The 22,932-nt window shown below is 72.2% G+C and carries 25 protein-coding genes and 1 pseudogene; 14 read left to right on the top strand and 12 right to left on the bottom strand.

Features of this window, described 5'->3' with window-relative positions; all coding sequences use genetic code 11:
* Window positions 1–39: 39 nt before the first annotated feature.
* From CP984_RS37755 to CP984_RS37745, 3 genes and pseudogenes are all read right to left on the bottom strand, one after another.
* A complete protein-coding gene (locus CP984_RS37755) occupies window positions 40–855 on the bottom strand; it encodes an ABC transporter permease (RefSeq protein ID WP_003986872.1) in 816 nt (271 codons plus the stop codon).
* A pseudogene (locus tag CP984_RS37750) lies at window positions 839–1,507 on the bottom strand (ATP-binding cassette domain-containing protein); the annotation flags it as partial. The gene CP984_RS37755 and the pseudogene CP984_RS37750, both read right to left, overlap by 17 nt.
* Before the next feature lie 69 nt (window positions 1,508–1,576).
* Window positions 1,577–1,882 carry a hypothetical protein gene (locus CP984_RS37745; RefSeq protein WP_003986870.1) on the bottom strand — a complete coding sequence of 102 codons (306 nt, stop codon included), beginning with the start codon at window positions 1,880–1,882 and terminating at the stop codon, window positions 1,577–1,579.
* A gap of 142 nt (window positions 1,883–2,024) precedes the next feature.
* Here CP984_RS37745 and CP984_RS37740 point away from each other — a divergent pair, with 142 nt between their 5' ends.
* Window positions 2,025–2,648 carry a GNAT family N-acetyltransferase gene (locus CP984_RS37740; protein WP_003986869.1) on the top strand — a complete coding sequence of 208 codons (624 nt, stop codon included), beginning with the start codon at window positions 2,025–2,027 and terminating at the stop codon, window positions 2,646–2,648.
* Window positions 2,649–2,759: 111 nt separating this feature from the next.
* Here CP984_RS37740 and CP984_RS37735 read toward each other — a convergent pair whose 3' ends face one another.
* From CP984_RS37735 to gcl, 3 genes are all read right to left on the bottom strand, one after another.
* On the bottom strand, window positions 2,760–3,653 hold the full coding sequence (locus CP984_RS37735; RefSeq protein WP_151416129.1) for a 2-hydroxy-3-oxopropionate reductase: 894 nt from the start codon (window positions 3,651–3,653) through the stop codon (window positions 2,760–2,762).
* 26 nt (window positions 3,654–3,679) lie between these two features.
* Window positions 3,680–4,525, bottom strand: a complete 846-nt coding sequence (locus tag CP984_RS37730; protein WP_151416128.1) for a TIM barrel protein — start codon at window positions 4,523–4,525, stop codon at window positions 3,680–3,682.
* A 72-nt stretch (window positions 4,526–4,597) separates the two neighbouring features.
* A complete protein-coding gene (gcl, locus tag CP984_RS37725; protein ID WP_003986976.1) occupies window positions 4,598–6,376 on the bottom strand; it encodes a glyoxylate carboligase in 1,779 nt (592 codons plus the stop codon).
* Window positions 6,377–6,718: 342 nt separating this feature from the next.
* Here gcl and CP984_RS37720 point away from each other — a divergent pair, with 342 nt between their 5' ends.
* Window positions 6,719–7,471 (top strand): type 1 glutamine amidotransferase, encoded by a 753-nt coding sequence (locus CP984_RS37720; protein WP_003986975.1) that lies wholly within the window; start codon window positions 6,719–6,721, stop codon window positions 7,469–7,471.
* A gap of 24 nt (window positions 7,472–7,495) precedes the next feature.
* Here the strand turns inward: CP984_RS37720 and CP984_RS37715 are convergent, their stop codons facing one another.
* Window positions 7,496–8,035, bottom strand: coding sequence for an ATP-binding protein (locus CP984_RS37715; RefSeq protein WP_003986974.1), 540 nt, complete (start codon window positions 8,033–8,035; stop codon window positions 7,496–7,498).
* A 153-nt stretch (window positions 8,036–8,188) separates the two neighbouring features.
* Here CP984_RS37715 and CP984_RS37710 point away from each other — a divergent pair, with 153 nt between their 5' ends.
* The gene (locus tag CP984_RS37710) at window positions 8,189–8,968 is read left to right on the top strand and encodes an alpha/beta fold hydrolase (protein WP_003986973.1); all 780 of its coding nucleotides are present in this window, start codon (window positions 8,189–8,191) and stop codon (window positions 8,966–8,968) included.
* Between the two features lie 187 nt (window positions 8,969–9,155).
* Window positions 9,156–9,317, top strand: a complete 162-nt coding sequence (locus CP984_RS37705) for a hypothetical protein (RefSeq protein ID WP_226048747.1) — start codon at window positions 9,156–9,158, stop codon at window positions 9,315–9,317.
* Window positions 9,318–9,389: 72 nt separating this feature from the next.
* On the opposite strand, the gene CP984_RS37700 is transcribed toward CP984_RS37705, so the two are convergent.
* Both CP984_RS37700 and CP984_RS37695 read right to left on the bottom strand, forming a co-directional pair.
* Window positions 9,390–9,800: a hypothetical protein gene (locus tag CP984_RS37700; protein WP_129820918.1), complete on the bottom strand. Its 411-nt coding sequence runs from the start codon at window positions 9,798–9,800 to the stop codon at window positions 9,390–9,392.
* A gap of 119 nt (window positions 9,801–9,919) precedes the next feature.
* A complete protein-coding gene (locus CP984_RS37695; RefSeq protein WP_003986970.1) occupies window positions 9,920–11,149 on the bottom strand; it encodes an acyl-CoA dehydrogenase family protein in 1,230 nt (409 codons plus the stop codon).
* A 170-nt stretch (window positions 11,150–11,319) separates the two neighbouring features.
* On the opposite strand from CP984_RS37695, the gene CP984_RS37690 reads away from it, so the two are divergent.
* On the top strand, window positions 11,320–12,060 hold the full coding sequence (locus CP984_RS37690; RefSeq protein WP_078575225.1) for a TetR family transcriptional regulator: 741 nt from the start codon (window positions 11,320–11,322) through the stop codon (window positions 12,058–12,060).
* A 51-nt stretch (window positions 12,061–12,111) separates the two neighbouring features.
* On the opposite strand, the gene def is transcribed toward CP984_RS37690, so the two are convergent.
* Entirely contained in the window at window positions 12,112–12,669 is a 558-nt protein-coding gene (gene def / locus CP984_RS37685) for a peptide deformylase (RefSeq protein WP_003985155.1), read from the bottom strand.
* A gap of 211 nt (window positions 12,670–12,880) precedes the next feature.
* On the opposite strand from def, the gene CP984_RS37680 reads away from it, so the two are divergent.
* The 6 genes from CP984_RS37680 to CP984_RS37660 all read left to right on the top strand — a co-directional run bounded on the left by CP984_RS37680 (window position 12,881) and on the right by CP984_RS37660 (window position 17,985).
* Window positions 12,881–14,119: a MurT ligase domain-containing protein gene (locus tag CP984_RS37680; RefSeq protein WP_003985156.1), complete on the top strand. Its 1,239-nt coding sequence runs from the start codon at window positions 12,881–12,883 to the stop codon at window positions 14,117–14,119.
* A 37-nt stretch (window positions 14,120–14,156) separates the two neighbouring features.
* Window positions 14,157–14,885 (top strand): type 1 glutamine amidotransferase, encoded by a 729-nt coding sequence (locus CP984_RS37675; RefSeq protein WP_003985157.1) that lies wholly within the window; start codon window positions 14,157–14,159, stop codon window positions 14,883–14,885.
* Window positions 14,886–15,074: 189 nt separating this feature from the next.
* Window positions 15,075–16,100: a 6-phosphofructokinase gene (locus tag CP984_RS37670; RefSeq protein WP_003985158.1), complete on the top strand. Its 1,026-nt coding sequence runs from the start codon at window positions 15,075–15,077 to the stop codon at window positions 16,098–16,100.
* A 143-nt stretch (window positions 16,101–16,243) separates the two neighbouring features.
* A complete protein-coding gene (locus tag CP984_RS37665; RefSeq protein WP_003985159.1) occupies window positions 16,244–17,209 on the top strand; it encodes a cytochrome c oxidase assembly protein in 966 nt (321 codons plus the stop codon).
* 121 nt (window positions 17,210–17,330) lie between these two features.
* On the top strand, window positions 17,331–17,489 hold the full coding sequence (locus CP984_RS41650; protein WP_003985160.1) for a hypothetical protein: 159 nt from the start codon (window positions 17,331–17,333) through the stop codon (window positions 17,487–17,489).
* A gap of 61 nt (window positions 17,490–17,550) precedes the next feature.
* Window positions 17,551–17,985, top strand: a complete 435-nt coding sequence (locus CP984_RS37660; protein ID WP_003985161.1) for an SMI1/KNR4 family protein — start codon at window positions 17,551–17,553, stop codon at window positions 17,983–17,985.
* A gap of 32 nt (window positions 17,986–18,017) precedes the next feature.
* Here CP984_RS37660 and CP984_RS37655 read toward each other — a convergent pair whose 3' ends face one another.
* Window positions 18,018–18,602, bottom strand: a complete 585-nt coding sequence (locus CP984_RS37655; RefSeq protein WP_003985162.1) for a dihydrofolate reductase family protein — start codon at window positions 18,600–18,602, stop codon at window positions 18,018–18,020.
* Window positions 18,603–18,812: 210 nt separating this feature from the next.
* Window positions 18,813–19,385 (bottom strand): AMIN-like domain-containing (lipo)protein, encoded by a 573-nt coding sequence (locus CP984_RS37650; RefSeq protein ID WP_030177629.1) that lies wholly within the window; start codon window positions 19,383–19,385, stop codon window positions 18,813–18,815.
* A 362-nt stretch (window positions 19,386–19,747) separates the two neighbouring features.
* Between CP984_RS37650 and CP984_RS37645 the strand changes: the two genes are divergently transcribed.
* The 3 genes from CP984_RS37645 to CP984_RS37635 all read left to right on the top strand — a co-directional run bounded on the left by CP984_RS37645 (window position 19,748) and on the right by CP984_RS37635 (window position 22,923).
* Entirely contained in the window at window positions 19,748–21,229 is a 1,482-nt protein-coding gene (locus CP984_RS37645; protein ID WP_003985164.1) for a selenium-binding protein SBP56-related protein, read from the top strand.
* Window positions 21,230–21,255: 26 nt separating this feature from the next.
* Complete coding sequence (locus tag CP984_RS37640; RefSeq protein WP_197049380.1) at window positions 21,256–22,074, top strand: nucleotidyltransferase domain-containing protein; 819 nt, start codon at window positions 21,256–21,258, stop codon at window positions 22,072–22,074.
* A gap of 141 nt (window positions 22,075–22,215) precedes the next feature.
* Complete coding sequence (locus tag CP984_RS37635; protein WP_003985166.1) at window positions 22,216–22,923, top strand: alpha/beta hydrolase; 708 nt, start codon at window positions 22,216–22,218, stop codon at window positions 22,921–22,923.
* Window positions 22,924–22,932 lie beyond the last annotated feature (9 nt).

The raw sequence follows: 22,932 nt of genomic DNA, 5'->3' as shown, positions 1-22,932 counted from the left end.
GCCTCCGGCTGGTCGTGGACGGCCGTGCGGCCGTCCGGCTCAGGCCGCCCACCGGCGGACCCAGGCGCCGGCGGACACGACCGCCGTCGCGGTGAAGACGCAGGTGATCAGGACGCTGATCGCGAGGTGCGGGTGGTCGCCCGGCAGCAGGACCCCGCGCAGGGCGTCGGCGATATAGGTCGCGGGGTTGAAGTCGCCGACCGCTTGCAGGGCCGGCGGGAGGAGGGGGGCGGGCAGGACGACCGCGCCTGCCCCCAGCGAGGCGAGGGAGACCAGCAGGCTGAGCGGCGAGGCCAGTTCGGGTGTGGGGGTGAGGCCGCCGATGAGCGCGCCGATGCCGACGTAGGCGAAGACCGCGACCGGGACGACCAGGACGGCGAGCGGCGAGACGGCCAGTTCGACGTCGAGCAGCCAGGCGTCGAGCACAATGGTGGCCACGATGCCGGGCAGCGCGAACGCGCAGAAGGCCGCGCCGGTCGAGACGATCAGCAGCGCGGGCCGGACGGGCAGCCGCAGCAGGTGATCGAGGCCGCCGGTCTGCCGCAGGTTGACGAAGTGGGCGGACGTCTTGCCCATGGAGTCCACGGAGGCGGACAGCAACACCGCCCCGATCAGGGCGTGGCTGACCGCGCCGGGAGTCGAGTGGCGCAGCGCGGTGCCCAGCATCAGCCCGTAGAGGACCGGCAGGATCGTGCCGAGGACCAGGAAGGTGCGCCAGGTCCACCGCCAGTTGAGGATCTGCAGGCTGATCAGCTGGCCGAGTTCGGTGCGGATGCCGGGCCGGGACCGGGCGTCCGGCGGCCGCATGACGGACAGGACACCGGCCGTATCGGCGGTTTCAGTGGTGTTCGGCATGGTGGAAGTACAGATCCTCCAGATTCGCGGAACGTACCCGGACGTCGGCGATGCGGTCGTTGTCCCCCATCCGCTGGAACAGCCCCATGACGGCCTCCGGCTCGGCGAGGGTGCGCCACAGGCCGGACCCGGCCCGGTCCCATGCGTACTCCGGCGGCAGATCCGGCCCCAGTGCGCCGTCACCGACCACCTCGACGCGCAGCGCGCTGCCGAGGCGGCGTTTCAGTTCGGCCGGGCGGCCCGCCGCGGCGACCCGGCCCGCGACCAGGATGACGACCTTGCCCAGGACCCGTTCCGCCTCCAGGGGGTCGTGGGTCACCAGCACGATCGTGCGTCCGAGGCTCCGGTTGAGTTCGCCGAGCCTGCTCCAGACCTCGGCGCGGCGGCCCGGGTCCAGGCCGGCGGTCGGCTCGTCCAGAATCACCAGGGACACCGCGCCCGCGCAGGCCATCGCGATCAGGGCGAGCTGCCGCCGGCCCCCGGACAGGTGGTTCAGCCGCCGGCGGGCGAAGGCGCCGAGCCCCCACCAGTCGATGAGCGCGTCCCGCTCGTCGCGCGCCGCGGCCCTCGGCAGCCCGCGCAGCCGTACCGCCTCGGCGGGGGTGAGGAGGCACATGGGCGTGGCGTCCTGGGCGAGGTAGCCGGTGGACGACCGGGCCGCCCCGGCCTCGGCCGCCGGAGCCCCCCACCCGCGCCGTCGCTCCGTGACAGGTCCCCGTGTTCACGGGGCGCCTCCCTCAACGGACGCGCAATCCACAGCCGCCTGGCCCGTGAGCGGAACGGGCAGCAGCACCACGTGGGCCGGGAGCGTGCGCGCCTGCGCGGTGATGGCCGCGGCCCAGCGCGCGCCCTGGTCCGGGTCCAGGTGCCACGGTCCGGTGCTTTCCAGCCGCTGCGTGCACGGAAGTTCGTCCGTACCGGTGTGGTCCCGGGCTGGCCAGGCGACGCACTGCGCCGGGACGCCCCGGCGTTCCGCTCGGAGCCTGGCGACGGCGGTGGCCAGGTACTCGTCACCGGCTGCGACCATAGCGATAGGGGCCCTCATCACTGGTCCATTACCTGAATTGTCGCCCATATGAGGAGCGCCCTTAACAGGACAGAAGTGCGCCGGGGCGGCGCGGCGGCCCGCCCATACACCGCCCGTACACGGCCCTTGGCAAGATCCACCCATGACTTCACCCAGCTCCTCCCCCACGACTTCCCCGATCCCTCCCGTCGTTCCCGCCGGCCGGCTGCGCGACAGTGAGCAGCCCACCCTCACGCTGTCCACGGACGCCGAGTTACGTCCGTGGCGGCCCGCCGACGCGCAGGTGCTGGTCGCCGCCTGCCAGGACCCGGACATCGTCCACTGGAACCGGCCCGCGCGGGTCTCGCCGAACGGCGCCCGGGACAAGATCGCCCACTGGCACCGGCGGTGGCACGACGAACAGGCCGCCATCTGGGCCGTGGCGGGTGCGGGTGGCGGCGCGGCGGTGGGGCTGGCCGGGATCGGGGACATGGATCTCCGCGGCGGCAGCGCCGAGTTCCTCTACTGGCTGCTGCCGGCCGGACGCGGACGCGGGCTGGCCGTGTCGGCGACCGTACGGATCAGCCGGTGGGCCGTACATGAACTGGGCCTGCACCGGCTGCGGCTCTCGCACTCCGTCGCCAACCCGGCGTCCTGCCGTGTGGCGGAAAGGGCCGGCTTCCGGCTCGAAGGCACCATGCGCAGCGCGCTGTTGCACGCCGATGGCTGGCACGACGAGCACTTGCACGCCCGTATCGCGGGCGACGACTGGCCGGACCCGGCATGACGGGCGTGGGGCGCGAGCCGTAGGGGTCCGGCTACGGGTGTGCCCGAGCCACCGTCGCGGGTTGCGGGCGCGGCGGTGGCTCGGGCGGTCCTCGTACGGTACGGGCCGGACTCAGCCGGTGGTGTGGCCGGAGAGGCGTTCGACGCCGCGTAGGAGGGCGGAGTGGTCGAGGCCGCCGTCGCCCTGTGCGCGCAGGGCGGCGACCAGGGAGGCGACCAGGGTGCCGACGGGCAGGGCGGCGCCGACCGTGCGGGCGGCGTCGGTGACGATGCCCATGTCCTTGTGGTGCAGATCGATGCGGAAGCCCGGGGTGAAGTCGCGGTTCAGGAAGTTGGTCTTCTTGCGGGTCAGGACGGTGGAGCCGGCCAGCCCGCCGCCCAGGACTTCCAGGGCGGCGGTCAGGTCGACGCCGGACTTCTCCAGGAAGACCACGGCTTCGGCGCAGGCCTGGAGGTTGACGGCGACGATGAGCTGGTTGGCGGCCTTGACGGTCTGCCCCGCTCCGTGCGGGCCGCAGCGCACGATGGTCGTGCCGAGCGCTTCGAACAGGGGGCGGGCGGCGTCGAAGTCCTCCTGGGGGCCGCCGACCATGATGGACAGCACCGCCTCGATGGCGCCGGCCTCGCCGCCGGAGACCGGGGCGTCCAGCACCCGCAGGCCCCGCTCTGCTGCGGCGGCGGCCAGGTCGACGGACGTCTGCGGGGTGATCGAGGACATGTCGATCAGCAGTGCCCCGCGCCGGGCGTTGGCCAGGATGCCGTCGGGCCCGTAGGCGATGGCCTCGACCTGGGGGGAGGCAGGCACCATGGTGACGATGACATCGGCCCCGGCCACGGCTTCGGCGATCGAGGCGGCGGGGGTGCCGCCGGCGGTCGCCAGCCGGTCGAGCTTGTCCGGTTCGAGGGTGTGGCCGGTGACCGGGTAGCCGGCCTTGAGCAGGTTCTCGGCCATGGGCGCGCCCATGATGCCCAGCCCGATCCACGCGATCTTCGGAAGAGTGCTCATGTACGGGGTGCCTTTCGTGCGGCGGGTCAGGGGGCGGTGGTGGCGCGCTGGGGGCGGGGCAGCCAGGCGAACGCGTCCGCGCTGGGGGTGTTGCCGGGCTTGTACTCCAGGCCCGTCCAGCCGGCGTAGCCGTTGGTGTGCAGCCGGTCCAGGAGGTCTTCGAGGGGGAGGGTGCCGGTGCCGGGGGCGCCGCGGCCGGGGTTGTCGGCGATCTGGACGTGGCCGGTCAGCGGGGTGTAGCGGTCGATGACCGCTTCCAGGTCCTCGCCGTTCCTCGCCAGGTGGTAGAGGTCCATCAGGAAGCGGGCGTTGTCCAGGCCGGTGGCCGCGTTGACCGCGTCCACCACCTCGATCGCCTTGGGCGCCGAGACGATCGGGCAGGCGGGTGACTCCGGCGCGTTGAGTGCCTCGATCAGCAGCGTGGCGCCCACCCGGTGGGCGGCGCGGGCGGCCAGGGTCAGGTTCTCCAGCGCCAGGGCGTCCTGGGCGGCCGGGTCCACGCCCTGGACGCGGTTGCCGTACAGGGCGTTGAGCGCGGTGCAGCCCAGCGACTGCGCGAAGTCCGCGGCCACCTCCACGTTGGCGCGGAAGCGCTCGGACTCCTCCCCGGGGACGGACAGGGCGCCGCGGTCGGGGCCGGGCAGCTGCCCGGCGTAGAAGTTCAGGCCGACCAGCTGCGTACCCGCATCGCGCAGCGCGTTGCGCAGGGCGTCCAGCTGCCGTTGTGCGGGGACGGGGGCGTCGGTCCAGGGCCACCACAGCTCGACCGCGGTGAACCCGGCCGCGGCGGCCGCCGCCGGGCGTTCCAGCAGCGGCAGCTCGGTGAACAGGATCGAGAGGTTGACATCGAAACGCGCGTCGGAGAAGCCCACGACGGAGCCGTCCTTTCGTGATGCGGGGTGCGGAAGCGGCAGGGCGGGGGCGGCGGCCCCCACCCGCCCGGCTCAGCTCATCGGCACGACGGCGGTCGGCGCGTGGCCCGGCTCGGTGGCCAGGTCCTCGAACTCGTTGACGCTGCCGATGTCGGTGCCGCTCATCGCAATGTTGGTGACCCGTTCCAGGATGGCCTCGACGACCACCGGGACCCGGTGCTCGGCGGCCAGCTTCTTGGCCTCCTCGAAGGCGGGCAGCAGTTGGTCCGGCTCGGTGACGCGGATGGCCTTGCAGCCCAGCCCCTCGGCGACCTTGACGTGGTCCACGCCGTACACACCGAGTTCGGGGGTGTTGATGTTCTCGAACTCCAGGGTGACCTGGTAGTCCATGTCGAAGTTGCGCTGTGCCTGGCGGATCAGGCCCAGGTAGGAGTTGTTGACCAGCACGTGCACATACGGGATGCGGTGCTGCGCGCCGACCGCCAGCTCCTCCAGCATGAACTGGAAGTCGTAGTCCCCGGAGAGCGCGACGACGCTGCCGTCGGGGTCGGCGGTGGCCACGCCCAGCGCGGCCGGGATGGTCCAGCCGAGCGGCCCGGCCTGGCCGCAGTTGATCCAGTGGCGCGGCTTGTAGACGTGCAGCATCTGGGCGCCGGCGATCTGGGAGAGGCCGATGGTGGTGACGTACCGGGTCTCGGGGCCGAAGGCGCGGTTCATCTCCTCGTACACCCGCTGCGGCTTGAGCGGCACGTTGTCGAAGTGGGTACGGCGCTGGAGCGTGGCCCGGCGGTGCTGCGCCGCGGCGGCCCACTCGCCGCGGTCGGGCAGCTCGCCCGCGGCCCGCTGCTCCTTGGCGACCTCGATGAACAGTTCCAGCGCGGCCCTGGCGTCGGAGGCGATGCCGTAGTCGGGGGCGAAGATTTTGCCGATCTGGGTGGGCTCGATGTCGACGTGCACGAAGGTGCGGCCCTGGGTGTAGACGTCCAGCTTGCCGGTGTGGCGGTTGGCCCAGCGGTTGCCGATGCCGAGGACGAAGTCGGACTCCAGGAACGTGGCGTTGCCGTAGCGGTGCGAGGTCTGCAGGCCCACCATGCCGGCGTTCAGGCGGTGGTCGTCGGGGAGGGTGCCCCAGCCCATCAGCGTCGGGACGACCGGGACGCCGGTCAGCTCGGCGAACTCGGCCAGCAGGTCCGAGGCGTCGGCGTTGATGATGCCGCCGCCCGCGACGATCAGGGGCCGTTCGGCCGCGTTGAGCATGGCGAGGGCCTTCTCGATCTGCTTGCGCGTCGCCTTCGGCCGGTGCACCGGCAGCGGCTCGTACGTCTCCGGGTCGAACTCGATCTCCGTCATCTGGACGTCGATCGGCAGGTCGATCAGGACCGGTCCGGGGCGGCCGGAGCGCATCAGGTGGAACGCCTGCTGGAAGACGCCGGGGACCTGGGCGGCCTCCAGGACGGTGGTGGCGGCCTTGGTGACCGGGGTGGCGATCGAGGCGATGTCGACGGCCTGGAAGTCCTCCTTGTGGATCACCGCGGTCGGTGCCTGGCCGGTGATGCACAGGATCGGGATCGAGTCGCCGGTCGCGGAGTAGAGGCCGGTGATCATGTCGGTGCCGGCCGGGCCCGAGGTGCCGATGCAGACGCCGATATTGCCGGGGCGGGCGCGGGTGTAGCCCTCGGCCATGTGGGAGGCGCCCTCGACATGGCGGGCGAGCGTGTGATGGATGCCGCCGTCGGCCCGCAGCGCCGCGTAGAACGGGTTGATCGCCGCGCCCGGCACACCGAACGCGTTGGTCACGCCCTCGCGCTTGAGGATCTCCACAGCCGCACGAGCGGCGGTCATTCGAGGCATCGAGTACTCCTGCGTCGGCCTGTCGGGATCGCGCTCCGGCCCGGGGGCGGAGGCGTGAGCTGCACTGTTTCCGCATAATGGAATTGCTGTTTTGCTGTGCGGAAGTACGAAGAAAGTAGAGCGCACCCCTCCAGCCGTCAAGAGAGCGCTCGGGGAGTGAGCGGCGGTACGGGGAGCCGGGGTCCGGGCAGCGGAGCGGGCCGGGGCGGGGGATCACAGCCGGCAGCGTCCAGGGCTTTCGGTCCGCCCGCCCACACCCGCACACACCAGGACCGTCATGACCTGCGCGTTAAGCTGCCCGTCACGCCACCACCGCCCCGGCCACCCCGAGGAGACCGCCCCATGCCCGCCCGTACCGTCCTGTTCCTCCAGCACATCGAGGTCGAGAAGCCCGGCCTGATCCTGGACGCGTTGGACGGCAGCGGCCTCCACGCCGACATCCGCAACCTGATCGACACGCCGGGCGCCTCGGCGGACGATCTGCCGCCGGTGTCCGACCTGGCGGGGCTGGTCGTCATGGGCGGCCCCATGAACGCGGACGACCTGGCGGGCCACCCGGCGCTGAAGCTGGAGCGGGACCTCCTGGCCGACGCGCTGCGCGCCGGGATACCGACGCTGGGCGTGTGCCTGGGCGCTCAGCTCCTCGCCCGTGTCCAGGGTCTGGCCGTACGGACGAGCACCGAGATGGGCCGCCCCGGCGAGATCGGCTGGGCGCCGCTGCGGGACGTGGACCGCGACGACCCGGTCGTCGGCCCGCTGGCGGAGGCTCCGGCCGTGCTCCACTGGCACGGCGACCGCATCGTCCCGGCCGCGGACACCCGTGTCCTGGCGAGCACCGGGTCGACCGAGTGCCAGGCGTTCCGCGCCGGACCGGCCGCCTGGGGCCTCCAGTTCCACCTGGAGGTCACCCCCGGCCTCCAGGACAACTGGCTCGCCGAGCCGTCCTTCACCGCCGAGGCCGAGGAAGCCCTCGGCCCCGACGCCACGACCCGGCTGCGGGCCGACGCCCTCGCCGCCGCCCCGGCCCTGCGCCCCCTGGCCGAGCGGAGCCTGTCCCACCTGCGGACCCTCTTCATGGAGCGCGCCGGCCTCTGACCGGCACGGGCCGGCGGATCCGCCCTATCCCGCTCCCCCGCCCAGCCACACCCCGACCACCTCGGCCGCGACCGACGCCACGGTCCGGCCGGTGGTGTCGATCACCGTGGTGCCCGGCGGCTCCGGGCGCCGGAGGTCGGCGTACTGGCGCAGGGTGCGGGCGAGTTGGCCGTCCGCCCCGGAGCCGATCTCCCGGCGGCGGACCCGTTGCTCCAGGGCGGATACGTCGGCGGTCAGCCGTACGGACACGATGTCGGCGCCCGGTACGGCGTCGGCGATCCACGCCAGCTCCCGTTCCAGCGTGACGAACACGCCCGTCAGGAGCAGCCGGGTGTGGCCCACCTCGGCCAGGTTCGCCCAGACCGCGGCGAGGTTGCGGCGGGACAGTTCGCCGGGCGCGAGGCCGGGCGGCGGCCAGGGGTGGACCTGGTCCAGCTGGTCGGTGTCGATGACGGCGTGCGGGATGTCCGCGCGGCCGAGCTGGTGGGCGATCTCGTACGCCGTCGTGGACTTGCCGACCCCGGCGGCGCCGCACAGGACCAGAACCTTCGTCGTAGGCTGCATCACCGCCCATGGTCGGCCCACCGCACCCGCCTCGCCAGCGAATTTACGCGCCTGGCAAGCTGTCCAGCGCCCGTGGGCGCCCGTGCCCGGACGGGCCCGCGTCCGCAGCCATCCCGGGCCACCGCCCGGTTCCCAGGAGCAGGAGAGACGACCGTGCGCAACGCCGTGGTGACGCCTGAGGGCGACCGTATCCGCTGGGCCGAACTGCCGGGCGAGGAACCGGTCCGCGTCTATCTGCACGGCCTCGGCGCCACCTCGCCCGCCTACTTCGCCGAGACGGCCGCGCACCCGCGCCTGGCGGGCCACCGCTCGCTGCTCCTGGATCTGCTGGGCTTCGGCATCAGCGACCGGCCGACCAGCTTCCCGTACACCCTGGAGGCACACGCCGACGCCGTCGCCGAGGCGCTGCGGGCCGCCGGGGTGAATGCGGCGGACGTGATCGCCCACAGCATGGGCGGCTCGGTGGCGATCCTGCTCGCCGCCCGGCACCCGGACCTGGTGGCGCGGCTCGTCCTCATCGACGCCAACCTCGACCCGATCACCCCGGAGCGGGGCCGGCCGGGCAGCGGCGGCATCGCCGCGCTCTCCGAGGAGGAGTTCCTCGCGGGCGGCTGGGAGCGGATACGGGACGTGGCGGGCGCGCACTGGTGGTCCACGATGCGGTTGGCCGGGCTGGAGGCGCTGCACCGCAGCGCGGTGCACCTCACCCGGGGCAGCGAACCGGTCATGCGCGAGGTGCTGTTGAAGCTGGCGATTCCGCGTACGTACCTGCTGCCCGAGGCCGATGTCCCGCTGCCGGGCGCCGGGGAGCTGACGGCGGCCGGGGTACGGGTGGTGCCGGTGCCCGACTGCGGGCACAACATCATGCTGGACAACCCGGAGGGGTACGTCCGCGCGGTCGCGGCGGCGCTGGCGCCGCAAGCCACCGGCTGAACCGGCCCGGACCGCCCCCGGCCTGCGCGGATTGACGCCGTCGCGCAGGCGTTGAGCTTCCGTTCATCGGGCTGCCGGATGCTGGCCATGCCGTCGGCACGCTGGTGCCGGCGGATGGGGGAAGTTCCGTGCCGAGATGGGGACATCTGTGATGAACGTCGTTGAAGAACCGCTTCGCGTGCCCGCCGTGTCGTTACCGCGCCAGCTGCCCGCGGGCAGCGCCCGGTCGCTGCCGATGCTGGACGCGGTGGTGGAGGTGCTGCGCGCCGCCGGTGAGGATGTGCACGTGGTGTACTCCGCGCACGGCGACGTGTTCAAGGTGGTGCCGCGGCAGGACATGGCCGCCTGACGGACCGGGGATGCCCCGGTCAGCTGTCGCCCTGCCGCAGCAGTACGTTGCGGCAGGCGGCGGAGAAGTTGCTCAGGCAGGCGTGCACATCTGCCTGCGGCCCGCGACGCGCTCCCGTACGGCGTCGAGCCGCACCGGTTCGTCGGCCCGCGGCAGCACGGCCAGTTCGCGGTACGCCGCCACGAACGCCTCGGTCGCGCCGATCAGCGCACATGCGACGTCGTCAACCTCCTCGGGCCCCGGCATGGCCGTGGGACCGACGGCGACCGACAGCCGCAGCCGCCGTTCCTCCACCCGCTCGACCAGTTCCTGTACGGGCCTGCGCTCGGCGAGCGCGGCGTGCAGGGCGGAGAGGGCGGTGGCCAGTTCGCCGTAGGCGCGGTTGATGTCGCCGTAGACCTGGCGCTGCTCCTGACGCACCCATTGCTCCCGCTCGTACCGGGCCTGCCCGGCGACCTGCTCGGCGAGAGCCCGCGCCGCCACCTCCGCGCTCTGCTTCGCCGCGCGAAAGCCGGCCGGCCCGCCGGCCGCGGCACCGAGCACCGCCCCGGATACGGGGCGCCAAGGTACTCCCGGCCGGCGGTGCCCGGTACGGGCCGTGCCTACCGGATCGGCACCCCCGCCACCGTCCTGGCGATGACCAGCCGCTGGATCTCGCTCGTGCCCTCGAAGATGCTGTAAATCGCGGCGTCCCTGTGCATCCGCTCGACCGGGTACTCGCGGGTGTAGCCGTTGCCGCCGAGGATCTGCATCGCCTGGGCGGTGACCTTCTTGGCGGTCTCGCCGGCGAAGAGCTTGGACATGGAGCCCTCGGCGGAGGTGAACGGCTTGCCGGTGGTGGCCATCCAGGAGGCGCGCCAGACCAGGAGGCGGGCGGCGTCGATCTGGGTGCGCATATCGGCCAGCTGGAAGGCGACGCCCTGGTTGTCGATGATCGGGCGGCCGAACTGGACGCGGGTCTTGGCGTAGTCGAGCGCCACCTCGTACGCGGCGCGGGCGATGCCGACGGCCTGGGCGCCGACGGCCGGGCGGGACGCCTCGAAGGTGGCCATCGCGGCGTTCTTCACGCGTTCTCCGCCGGGGTTCTTCGCGCGCTCCCGCGCCCGCGCCAGCCGCTCGTCCAGCTTCTCCTTGCCGCCGAGCAGGCAGTGGCCGGGCACGCGTACGTCCTCCAGGACGACCTCGGCGGTGTGCGAGGCGCGGATGCCGTGCTTCTTGAACTTCTGACCCTGGGAGAGGCCGGGGGTGTCCGGCGGGATGATGAAGGAGGCGTGGCCCTTGGGGCCGAGGTCGGGGTCGACGACCGCGACGACGACGTGGACGCTCGCGATACCGCCGTTGGTCGCCCAGGTCTTGGTGCCGTTGAGCACCCATTCGTCCTTGGCCTCGTCGTAGACGGCGCGGGTGCGCATCGCGGACACGTCGGAGCCCGCGTCCGGTTCGGAGGAGCAGAAGGCGGCCACCTTCACGTCGTCGGCGTCGCCGTACATCTGGGGGATCCAGGTGCCGATCTGCTCCTCGGTGCCGTTGGCCAGCACGCCGACGGCGGCCAGGCCGGTGCCGACGATCGACAGCCCGATGCCGGCGTCGCCCCAGAACAGCTCCTCCATGGCCATGGGGATGCCGAGGCCGGTCGGGTCGAAGAACTGCTGGGCGTAGAAGTCGAGCGAGTACAGGCCGATTTTGGCCGCTTCCTGGATGACGGGCCAGGGGGTCTCCTCGCGCTCGTCCCACTCGGCGGCCGCGGGGCGCATCACGTCGGCGGCGAAGCCGTGGATCCAGTCCCGGACCTCCTTCTGCTCGTCGCTCAGCTCCATGGTGAACTCGGCCATGACCCCTCCAGCGCTGCGTTCCCGGGTGCGGACCCAGGAATGTTACTTGCGGTAACACGAGTCTGTTACCCGTCAGTAAGGGATGTCAACTCCCCCAGCCGCGCATTCACCCCGCGGTGAGGGTGTTACGTTGCGCGAGCGTCACGGATTCACAGGGCGGGGAGTGGGACATGGAGAACACGCAGTACAACGGCCGGCAGCGGGCCACCGCGGTGGAGCAGCCCGCCGCGGGGCACGACGCCGCGGCGGCCCCGCCGGACCCGGCCCGGCGGCAGCAGACGGCGACCGAGCGCCGGCGCCGCGAACTGCTGGAGGCCGCCGACCGGGTGGTGCTGCGCGACGGCCCGGACGCCTCGATGAACGCCATCGCGGCGGAGGCCGGCATCACCAAGCCGATCCTCTACCGGCACTTCGGCGACAAGGGCGGCCTCTATCGGGCCTTGGCGGTACGGCACACCGACGCCCTGCTGGACGGGCTGCGGGCCGCGCTGGACTCCCCCGTACCGCGCCGGGACCGCGTGGAGGCGACGCTCGACACGTACCTGACGGCGATCGAGACCCGTCCGCAGGTCTACCGGTTCCTGATGCACCCCGCCGAAGAGAAACCGGACGAGAAACCGGGGGCCGACAAGGACACCGGCTTCGACGTCGGCCGGCACTCCGCGCCGCTGCTGCGCCGGCTCGGCGAGGAACTGGCCGAGGTCATAGGCGAGCGGCTGGACCTGGGACCGGGCGGCGAGGAGCTGGCCCGCGTCTGGGGCCACGGCATCGTCGGCATGATGCACGCGGCCGGCGACTGGTGGCTGCGCGAACGCCCGTGCTCGCGGGCGCAGTTGGTCCAGCACCTGGCCGACCTGCTGTGGGGACGGCTGGCGGCGGCCGGGGACCGGCTGGGCGGGCCGGGGTTCTGAGGACGGACGGTTTCCGCGAGCCGGTCACCGTACGGCCCGGTCGCCGCCCCGCTAAGCCTCCGCCGCCCGCTCCCCCGCCCACGGCGCCCGGGCCGCCGCCCGCAGGGCACGGCGGCGGCGCAGACCGGTGAGGTGGTCGAGGTAGAGACCGCCCGCCAGGTGGTCGCACTCGTGCTGGAGGCAGCGGGCGAAGAAGCCGGTGCCGGAGACGGTGCGCGGCTCGCCCGTCACACTGAACCCCTCCACCACCGCATGGTCGTGACGCGGCGTACCGGCCTCGATGCCGGGCACCGACAGACAGCCCTCGGGACCGCGTACGACGACGCCGTCGGCCTCCACCAGCCGCGGGTTGACGAGGTGTCCGAGGTGCCGGCGGTCCTCGTCGTCCGGGCAGTCGTAGACGAACACCCGCAGCGGCACCCCGATCTGGTTGGCCGCCAGGCCGACACCGCGGGCCGCGTACATCGTCGCGAACATGTCCTCGACGAGTTCGGCGAGGCCGGCGTCGAAGGCGGTGACCTCCTCGCAGGCGCCGGTCAGGGCCGGGTCGCCGAGGAGGCGCAAGGGACGCGGGCGGCCGGAGCTGCCGGGGATCGAGCGGGAACGCATGCGGGTAAGCGTACGTTCTGGAACGTGCGACGTCGCAGGTCGTCGCACGGTGCCGGGGTCGCGGCACGGGTAGCGGGATTCGGGGCCGCCGCCGGATCTCGATAGGCTGATCCCCGACCGAAGCCTCCGGCCGGTCATCGGCTCCGGAGGAGGCGTTCCACCGGCAGCCCCAAGGGCGGGAGGGCGCCGGATGCAAGGAGGATCAAGGACGATGGCAGGCAACACGGAGCCGCTGTCGCCGCGGGCCAAGCTGGCCGTGACGGCGGGCAAAGCCGCGGCGGCGGTGTCGCGCGCGGCGGGGCGCGGCAGCGGATCGGTGATCGGCGGCAAGGTGGCGCTCCGGCTCGACCCCGACCTGCTGGCCCGGCTCGCCCGGCACCTGGACGTGGTGCTGGTGTCGGCGACCAACGGAAAGACGACGACGACCCGGCTGATCGCGGAGGCGCTGCGGGCCAGCGGCCCGGTGGTCTCCAACGCGCTCGGCGCCAACATGCCGGCGGGCATCACCTCCGCCCTGGCCGGCGGTTCCGACGCCCGCTTCGGCGTCATCGAGGTGGACGAGAAGTACCTGGCGGGCGTGGCGCGGGACGTGGCGCCCAAGGCCATAGCGCTGCTGAACCTCTCGCGCGACCAGCTCGACCGGGCCGCGGAGACGCGCATGCTGGCCGAGCGCTGGCGCGAGGGCCTGGTCGGCTCCAAGGCGCTGATCATCGCCAACTGCGACGACCCGCTGATCGTGTGGGCGGCCTCGTCGTCGACGAACGTGGTGTGGGTCGCGGCGGGCCAGGAGTGGAAGGACGACGCCTGGTCCTGCCCATCGTGCGGCGGCGTGATGCAGCGCCCCGGCGACGACTGGTTCTGCGCCGAGTGCGGCTTCCGGCGGCCCACGCCGAGCTGGGCGCTGTCCGGCGACCACGTACTCGACCCGCACGGCAGCGCCTGGCCGATCCGGCTCCAGCTGCCGGGCCGGGCCAACAAGGCCAACGCCGCCACGTCGGCGGCGGTCGCCGCGGCGTTCGGCGTACCCCCGCAGGTGGCCCTGGAGCGGATGTACTCCGTGCAGGCCGTCGCCGGCCGCTACGACGTCGTCTCGTTCCAGCAGCGCGATCTGCGCCTGCTGCTGGCGAAGAACCCGGCGGGCTGGCTGGAGACGTTCTCGCTGATCGACCCGCCGCCCACCCCGGTGATCCTGTCGGTGAACGCGCGCGGCGCGGACGGCACGGACACCTCCTGGCTGTGGGACGTGGACTACACCCGGCTGGCCGGGCACCCGATCTTCGTGCTCGGTGACCGCAAGCTCGACCTGGCGGTCCGCCTGGAGGTCGCGAACCTGGACTTCCGGGTCTGTGACACGCTGGACGAGGCGGTACAGATGGCGCCTCCGGGCCGTATCGAAGTGATCGCCAACTACACGGCCTTCCAGGACCTCCGCAGGCGCGTGGGCAACTGACGTGAACCAGCGACCTTCACGACAAGGACGAGCGAGCATGAGTGACAACAGCCTGCGGCTGGTGTGGATCTACCCGGACCTGCTGAGCACCTACGGGGACCAGGGCAACGCCCTGGTGGTGGAGCGCCGGGCCCGCCAGCGCGGGCTGGACGTCCAGCGCCTCGACGTCCGCTCCGACCAGCAGATCCCCACCTCCGGCGACATCTACCTGATCGGCGGTGGCGAGGACCGGCCGCAGCGGCTGGCGGCCGAGCGGCTGCGCCGCGACGGCGGTCTGAACCGCGCGGTCGCCAATGGCGCGATCGTCTTCTCGGTGTGCGCCGGCTACCAGATCCTGGGCCACGAGTTCATCAACGACCTCGGGGAGCGGGAGCAGGGCCTGGGCCTGCTGGACGTGGTGAGCACGCGCGGCGAGGGCGAGCGGTGCGTCGGTGACGTGCTGGCCGACATCGACCCGCAGCTGAACCTGCCGCCGCTGACCGGTTTCGAGAACCACCAGGGCGTGACCCACCTGGGGCAGACGGCCCGCCCGTTCGCCCGGGTCCGCTTCGGCAAGGGCAACGGCGTCGGCGACGGCTACGAGGGCGCGTACAACGACACCGTCTTCGGTACGTACATGCACGGCCCGGTCATGGCGCGCAACCCGCACATCGCCGACCTGCTGATCAAGCTGGCGCTGGACGTCAACGCGCTGCCGCCGGCCGACGACCACTGGTACGAGGCGCTGCGGCAGGAACGCATCGCCGCGGCCACGCAGCCCGCTTAATCGGTTCGCCGCACCCCGTACGCCCGCAGTGTCCGCACTGCGGGCGTACGTGTGCGCAGGGCCACCGCGCTTGTAGGGTGAGCGCAATCCAACCGGACGACGGGGTCCGGGCGTCCGGCTGAGAGTCGTGCCCGCGCCCGGCCAGGGCCCGGCGGGCAGGCTCTGAAGTGCTAAGGGTCTGCGAGAACCATGCGTATTGGTGTGCTCACCTCCGGGGGCGACTGCCCCGGGCTGAACGCCGTCATCCGCTCCGTCGTCCACCGAGCCACCGCCGACCACGGCGACGAGGTGATCGGGTTCCGGGACGGCTGGAAGGGCCTGCTGGAGTGCGACTACCGCAAGCTCGACCTGGACGCCGTGAACGGCATCCTGGCGCGCGGCGGCACCATCCTGGGCTCGTCCCGGGTGCAGCCCGCACACCTGCGGGACGGTGTGGAGCGGGCCCGCGGCCATGTGGCCGACCTGGGCCTGGACGCGATCATCCCGATCGGCGGCGAGGGGACGCTCAAGGCGGCCCGGCTGCTGTCCGACGCGGGCCTGCCGATCGTGGGCGTGCCCAAGACGATCGACAACGACATCGCCGCGACCGACGTCACCTTCGGCTTCGACACGGCGGTGGGCGTGGCCACCGACGCGCTGGACCGCCTGAAGACCACCGCGGAGTCGCACCAGCGGGTACTGATCGTCGAGGTCATGGGCCGGCACACGGGCTGGATCGCGCTGCACTCCGGGATGGCGGCGGGCGCGCACGCCATCGTGGTGCCGGAGCGCCCGTTCGACGTGGCGGAGCTGACCCGCAAGGTCGGTGAGCGTTTCGAGGCGGGCAAGAAGTTCGCGATCGTGGTGGTCGCCGAGGGCGCGAAGCCGCGCGAGGGCTCGATGGCCTTCGACGAGGGCGGCACCGACATCTACGGGCACGAGCGGTTCGCCGGGGTGGCCCGGCAGCTGTCCCTGGAGCTGGAGCGGCGGCTCGGCAAGGAGGCCCGCGCGGTGATCCTGGGCCACGTCCAGCGGGGCGGCACGCCGACCGCGTACGACCGGGTGCTGGCGACCCGCTTCGGGTGGCACGCGGTGGAGGCGGCGCACGACGGCGCGTTCGGCATGATGACGGCGCTGCGCGGCACGGACATCACGCTGGTGCCGCTGGCCGAGGCAGTGGAGTCGCTCAAGACCGTGCCCGGGGAACGCTACGCCGAGGTGGACTGCGTGCTGTAGCCCGCCATGACCGCTTCGTGACCGGCCCGTGACTGCTCCGTGCGGGCCGCCACGCGGCCTGTTCCACCGCCCCCGGCCGAGGCCCCGGCCGGGGGCGGTTCTAGGCTGGTCGCGGAGTATCGGTACGAATCAGGAGCGAGCGGATGGATCACGGCGGGCACGGCATGAACATGGATCTGCCGCCGTTCACGCTGGGGCGCGGCATGGAGTTCGGCGGGGACCCGTTCTTCCTGATCGGCTGCCTGGTGGGGCTGGGGCTGTACGGCTGGGCCGTGCTGCGGCTGCGGCGGCGCGGCGACCACTGGCCGGTGGCCCGGACGGTCGCCTGGGTCATCGGTGTGCTGACCGTGGCGCTGGTGATGTGCACCAAGCTGAACGACTACGGCATGGTCATGTTCAGCGTGCACATGGTGCAGCACATGGTGATCAGCATGCTGTCGCCGATCCTGCTGCTGCTCGGTGGGCCGGTGACGCTGGCGCTGCGCGCGCTGCCGGCCGCCGGCCGGGGCCGCAAGGGGCCCCGCGAGCTGCTGGTGGCGCTGCTGCACAGCCGGTACATGCGGGTGATCACCCATGCGGCGTTCACCATCCCGATGTTCATCGCGAGCCTGTACGCGCTGTACTTCACGCCGCTCTTCGACTTCCTGATGCAGTCCCGGGCCGGGCACATCGCGATGATGGTGCACTTCCTGGCGGTGGGCCTGGTCTTCTTCTGGCCGATCATGGGCGTGGACCCGGGTCCGCACCGGCCCGGCTACGTGATGCGGATGCTGGAGCTGTTCGCGGGCATGCCCTTCCACGCGTTCTTCGGCATCGCCCTGATGATGGGCACCGAGACAATGATCAAGACGTTCGAGAACCCGCCGGCCTCCCTGGGCATCGACGCGCTCAGCGACCAGAGCGCGGCCGGCGGCATCGCCTGGGCCTTCAGCGAGATCCCGTCGGTGCTGGTGCTCGTGGCGCTGCTGTACCAGTGGTACAAGTCCGAGGAGCGCCAGAACCAGCGCAAGGACCGCGCGGCGGCGCGCGACGGCGACCAGGAGCTCGCGGCGTACAACGCCTACCTCGCCTCCCTCCAGGCCCGCGGCCAGCAGGGCGGCGCGAGGTGACCGAAGGCTGACCGCGGGTCACGCACGACAGCTGGCGGTACGGGCCGCGGCCGGGGACCATGTCCCCAAGGCCGCGGCCCGCGGCGTTGGGCCACCGGGCCGCCGTGAGGAGGTTGCGGGGATGCCCGGATCCGCTAAGGCGATGGCGGCGTGCACGGTGGGCGGACTGGTCGTGACGACGGCCTACACCGTGGCGCTGGGCAGCAGTGGCTGGCTCTGGTTTGCCTGGGTGGTGCTGGCCCTGGTGACGGTGGGGGTGGTGGCGGCACGGCCGTCGTGAGGGTGGCGAGCGCTCCCCTCCGTCGTCCCGGGCCCCGGAGGGGCCGTTCTAAGCTGCGAGGATGTGGAAAGAAGCGGCCCGCGCCGCGTGGCCCGACGCCGAATTCGCGCCCCCTGTGGCCCCGGGTGACCTGACGGACGCGGAGCACCGCCTCGGGTGCGGCCTGCCGGCCGAGCTGACCGGGCTGCTCCGGGAGACGGACGGGGTCGTGGGGCCGTACGGGATCGATGCCGTATGGCCCCTGGAGCGCATCGTCGAGCAGAACCTCCGCTTCCGGTCCGACCACTCGCTCGCCGAGCTGTACATGCCCTTCGACGCGTTGCTGTTCTTCGGCGACAACGGGGGCGGTGACCAGTTCGCCTTCGTCCGCACTCCCCCGCGGCCGGACGTCTTCGTGTGGGAGCACGAGGACGACAGCCGGCGGTGGGCCGCCCGGGACCTGCGCGACTATCTGCGACGGTGCCTCGCGGCGGACGGCGAGGACTGGTACCGGTAGCCACGGCGTGGCTGCTACCGGGGGGGCCGGGGTCAGCGCTGCCGGACGTACTTGCGCACCAGAACGCCGTTGTCGAACGTGCGGACCCAGTCCAGCGTGAAGTCCGTGACCGTGAAGTCCGTGCCGAACATCGGCATGCCGGAGCCGTAGATCTGCGGGTAGGTCTTGATGACCAGCTCGTCGACCTCGTCGAGCAGTGCGCCGGCCACCTGTGAGCCACCGCAGAGCCAGATGCCCAGGCCGCCCTCCTCGGCCTTGAGGGCGCGGACGGCGCCGACCAGGTCCTCGGTGATCAGGTGTACGTTCGGGTCGGGCGACTCGCCGAGGCCGCGGGAGGCCACGTACTCGCGGAGGTGGCCGTACGGGCTGGTGACGCCGGCGTCCAGTCCCACCCGGTAGCTGCCGCGCCCCTGGATCACCGTGTCGAACTTCTGGTTCGGCGCGTCGTGGAAGTCCAGTACGCGGCGGCCCTCGGCCGAGACGGTCTCCGGGTATTCCGTCTTCAGGAACTCCAGGAACTCCTCGTCGACATACCGCATCATCGACGACGCGTCACCGTTCGGGTCGCCGATGAAGCCGTCGATCGAGCAGGCCACGAAGTAGGTGAGCTTGCGCAAAGGGTCCTCTTTTCCGCCGGTGACGCGCGGTCGCGTCGCAGTCAGGGTCGGTGCGGTGGCGGACGGGCACACCTCTTCGCCGTAACCACTTCACTCATAGTGCTTCAGGTGTAGTGGTTGCGCAAGCCTTTTTCTCCGGCGCGCCTGCCAGGGGCGGTGGTACGCCCCTGGCAGGCACTCAGCAGCGGCTCACCGGGCGGCAGTCACCGCTCAGGAGTGGGCGACATCCACGACGAGCTGGTTGTTCTGCTGGGTGACCCGGAACGGGAGCCGCTTGGCGACTCCCAGACCTATCTGCGTGTCCCCCTCGAAGCTGGCCGCGAACCGGGTGTCCTTGAAGGAGCGGTAGCCCGCGATGTTCACGCCCGGCAGCGGCTTGCCGGCCTTGCCCGGGTACGTCGTCCTGCCCGTGCCCGGGTCGTAGCTCGGCGCCGCCACCCGGATCTCCAGGATCGCCCCGCCGCCGACCTTGATGAGGTCGCCGGAACCGTCCTGGTGCAGCTCCTTCACATAACCGATCCGGTAGCCGACCGGCTTGCCGCCGGCGGTCGGCACCTCGAAGACCATCCGGTCGAAGCAGTCGTGCTGCCCGGTCCGGATCGCCGTCAGCGGCTTGTGGGCGTCCGCGTCGGCGGACTTCAGGGCGCTCCCCCAGCCGGCGGTGTCACACGCGGCCGCCGGTGCGGCCCCCGTCGCGGACGCCGCCGTCGCCGTGACCGCCGTCGCCGACACCGCCGCGCCTGCCAGCACGACCGCGGTCACCGCAGTGCCCAATCGTCGCATTGCCTACCCCGTATCTCGTCGCGTCCCATCGGATGCCGATGGTTCGTCCATGGCGTGGCCCGGCCGGTCGGATCCGGCCGGTCCATACGTGCGATCATCGCGTACGGGTCTGACAACGCGGCCCCGGGAGCGACGGGTTTCAGCCGCCGCCCGCCGACCGGAGGCCAAGGCGCCCTTGGCGGCCAAAACGCCCTGTGCGACGCTCGCGTCACGGCGGGGGGCCGCCCGCGCACACCGCCCCCGCCGGCACCGGTTCGTACGAATGCCGATACGGCCGCCTGTTACGGACAGCCCGGCGCGGTGTCCCGCGGCACCGCCCGACGGGCCGACAGGCCGGCCGTGAAGCCAAGGAGAGCCAGAAGATGACCACTTCTGATCACGTCGGCCAGCCCCCTCTCACCGACCCCACCGGCCACGCCCACCGAACCGATCAGGCCAACCCTTCCGGCCACACCGACCCGACCCTCTACCGGACCCCCGCCGACGCCATCGCCGCTCCCCCGGAAAAGCTCGCCTACCTTGTCGGCTTCGACCGCTCCGCACAGCGCCCGGACGCGCTGATCACCGTGGACACGGACCCGGAATCGAGTTCCTACGGACGGGTGCTGCACATGGCCGACGTGCCCGGACTGGGCGACGAACTGCACCACTTCGGCTGGAACGCCTGCTCCAGCGCCCTTGCCCATGAGGGCCACCACCAGCCCGAACGGCGGTACTTACTGACGCCGGGACTCCGCTCCTCCCGGCTGCACGTCTTCGACACCCACCCGGACCCGGCCCGCCCCCGCCTGGTGAAGGTGATCGAACCCGCCGAACTGGCCGACAAAGCAGGCTACTCACGGCCGCACACCCTCCACTGCGGCCCCGGCGGCGTCCTGCTGTCCTGCCTCGGCGGCGCGCACGGCAACGACGGGCCGGGCGGCGTGGCGCTCCTCGACCACGAGACCTTCGACGTACTGCGCGCCTGGGAGACGGACCGCGGCCCGCAGCGCCTGGCCTACGACGTCTGGTGGCACCTCCAGCACAACATCGCCGTGACCAGCGAATGGGGCACACCGTCGATGGTCGAGAACGGCGTGGACCCGGAGTTGCTGCTCGGCCGCTCGTACGGGCACGCGCTGCACTTCTGGGAGCTGGATTCCGGCCGCCACCTGCAACGCCTCGACCTGGGCGACGAGCACCAAATGGTCCTGGAACTGCGGCCTGCTCACGACCCGGCCGCGACCTGGGGCTTCGCGGGTGTCGTGGTGAGCGTGGCGGACCTGTCGGCCTCGGTGTGGCGGTGGCAGCGCGAGGACGACGGGCGGTTCACGGCCCGCAAGGTGATCACGATTCCCGCGGAGCCCGCCAAGGAGGACGAACTGCCGCCGGCGCTCAAGCCGTTCGGCGCGGTGCCGCCGCTGGTCACCGACATCAATCTGTCGGTGGACGACCGCTGGCTGTACGTCTCGGCGTGGGGCACCGGCGAACTCCACCAGTACGACGTGAGCGACCCGGCCCACCCCCGTAGGACCGCGTCCGTACGGCTCGGCGGCATCACCGCCCGGCAGCCGCACCCGGCGGCGCCCGGCCTGCCGCTCACCGGCGGCCCGCAAATGGTCGAACTCAGCCGCGACGGACGCCGGGTGTACCTCACCAATTCCTTGTACGGCGCGTGGGACGACCAGTTCTACCCCGACGGCATCCACCCCTGGCTCGCCAAACTCGACGCCGACACCGAGAACGGCGGCCTCACCCCCGACCTGCGTTTCTTCCCGCACGGCGAGGACTTCCGCGGACTGCGCGTCCACCAGACGCGTTTGCAGGGCGGCGATGCGTCGTCCGATTCGTACTGCTATCGCTGACCGTGCACAAGGAACCGGAACTTACGGTGCACCCATCGGTGAAAGCCGTCGCGCACGACTTCCTCTCCCACGCGGACCGGCTGTGTCCCGGCCTGGTCGAAGGGCTGTATCTGACGGGGTCGGTCGCGCTGGGGGATTTCCGGCCGGGGCGCAGCGACATCGATTACGTGGCGGTCTCCGGGCGCCGCCCCTCGGAGGCGGACGTGGCGGCTCTGGAGCGGGCCCATGCCGCGACGCGCGCCCGGCACCGTCGCCCGTACTTCGACGGAGTCCACGTCACCTGGAGCGATCTCGCGGGCAGTTCCGCCGACTGCGCCGGGGCTGCGCGCACGCATATGGGCCGGTTCCGCGCGGGCGGCGGTTTCGAGGTCAATCCGGTGACGTGGTCGGTGCTCGCGAAGCACGCCGTGCCGGTACGCGGCCCCGCTCCGGGAGAGTTCGACGTGGCCGTGGACGCGGCCGCCCTGCGCGACTGGACGCGGGAAAACCTCGACACCTACTGGTGCGGCTGGCAGCAAGCGCACGGCAAACCGCTGTCGGTCAGGGGCGTGTGGGCGCTCGGTGGCCGGGCCATCGCCTGGGGCGTGCTCGGTGTCACCCGGCTCCACTACACACTGGCCACCGGGGAGATCACGTCCAAGGGCGGTGCGGGCCACTACGCCTTGCGGACGTTCGGCGCCGACCGGCATCCCGTGATCCACGAGGCGTTGCGCCTCCATGGTTCCGCCGCCCGTCCCGCGACTCCCCACGCCGCCGCTGCCCGCCTGCGCAACCCGTTCGTCCGCCGCAGGGCCGCCCTGGACTACATGGCCATGGTGATCGACGCAGCGCCGGCGGGCCGTTGACGTTCGCCGGCCCGAGCGGACCGCCACATCGCCGGCCGGCGGAATCCCCGTAGTGTTCCATGATCTTCTGCCACGGCCGCGCTCTGCTGTCTCCTCCTGCCCCGAGCCCGGCCGCTTCCTCTCAAGCCAAGGAGCGCCCACATGCCCACCACTCCCCCGCCCTCCTTCCTCCTCGTGCACGGCGCCTGGCACCGGCCCGCGTGCTGGAAGCCTCTTCAGGACGCCCTCGCCGTCGAGGGCCTGCGGTCCCACACGGTCGCACTGCCCAGTTCCGGTCCGCAGGGCACGCCTGCCGCCGGTGTGTACGACGACGCCGAGGCGATATCCGCGCGGCTGCGCGAGATCGACGGGCCGGTGGTCGTCGTCGGCCATTCGTACGGCGGCATCCCCGTCACCGAGGCGGCCGCCGCGCATCCGGGCGTCGTCCACCTCGTCTATCTCGCCGCCTACATGCCCGCCGAGGGGGAATCGCTCGGCAGTCTGCACGGCCGCGAGCCGTCCAAGCCCGTGGACCTCGACGGTGTGCAGCCGCCCATCTTCGAGGATCCGCGTACGTCGCTGTACACGGATGTGCCCGACGACCTGGCCGAGCGGGCCGTCGGTGAACTCGTCGAGCAGAGCCGGCGGTCGTTCCAGGAACCGGTGACGCGCGCGGCGTGGCGGACCGTTCCTGCCACGTACGTCGTCTGCGAGGGCGACCAGGCGCTGCGGCCCGCGATGCAGACGAAGATGTCCGCGAACGCCGCCCACGTCGAATGGCTCGGCACCGGCCACTCCGCCTTCCTCTCCGCACCCGCCGAACTGGCCGCCCTCCTCGGACGGATCGCCTCCAGGGCCACTGCGAGCTGACGTACGACG

The organism is Streptomyces rimosus (assembly GCF_008704655.1).
GTDB lineage: Bacteria > Actinomycetota > Actinomycetes > Streptomycetales > Streptomycetaceae > Streptomyces > Streptomyces rimosus.
Note: the sequence above shows the minus strand (reverse complement) of the source record. Positions and strands in the feature narration are given on the sequence as shown.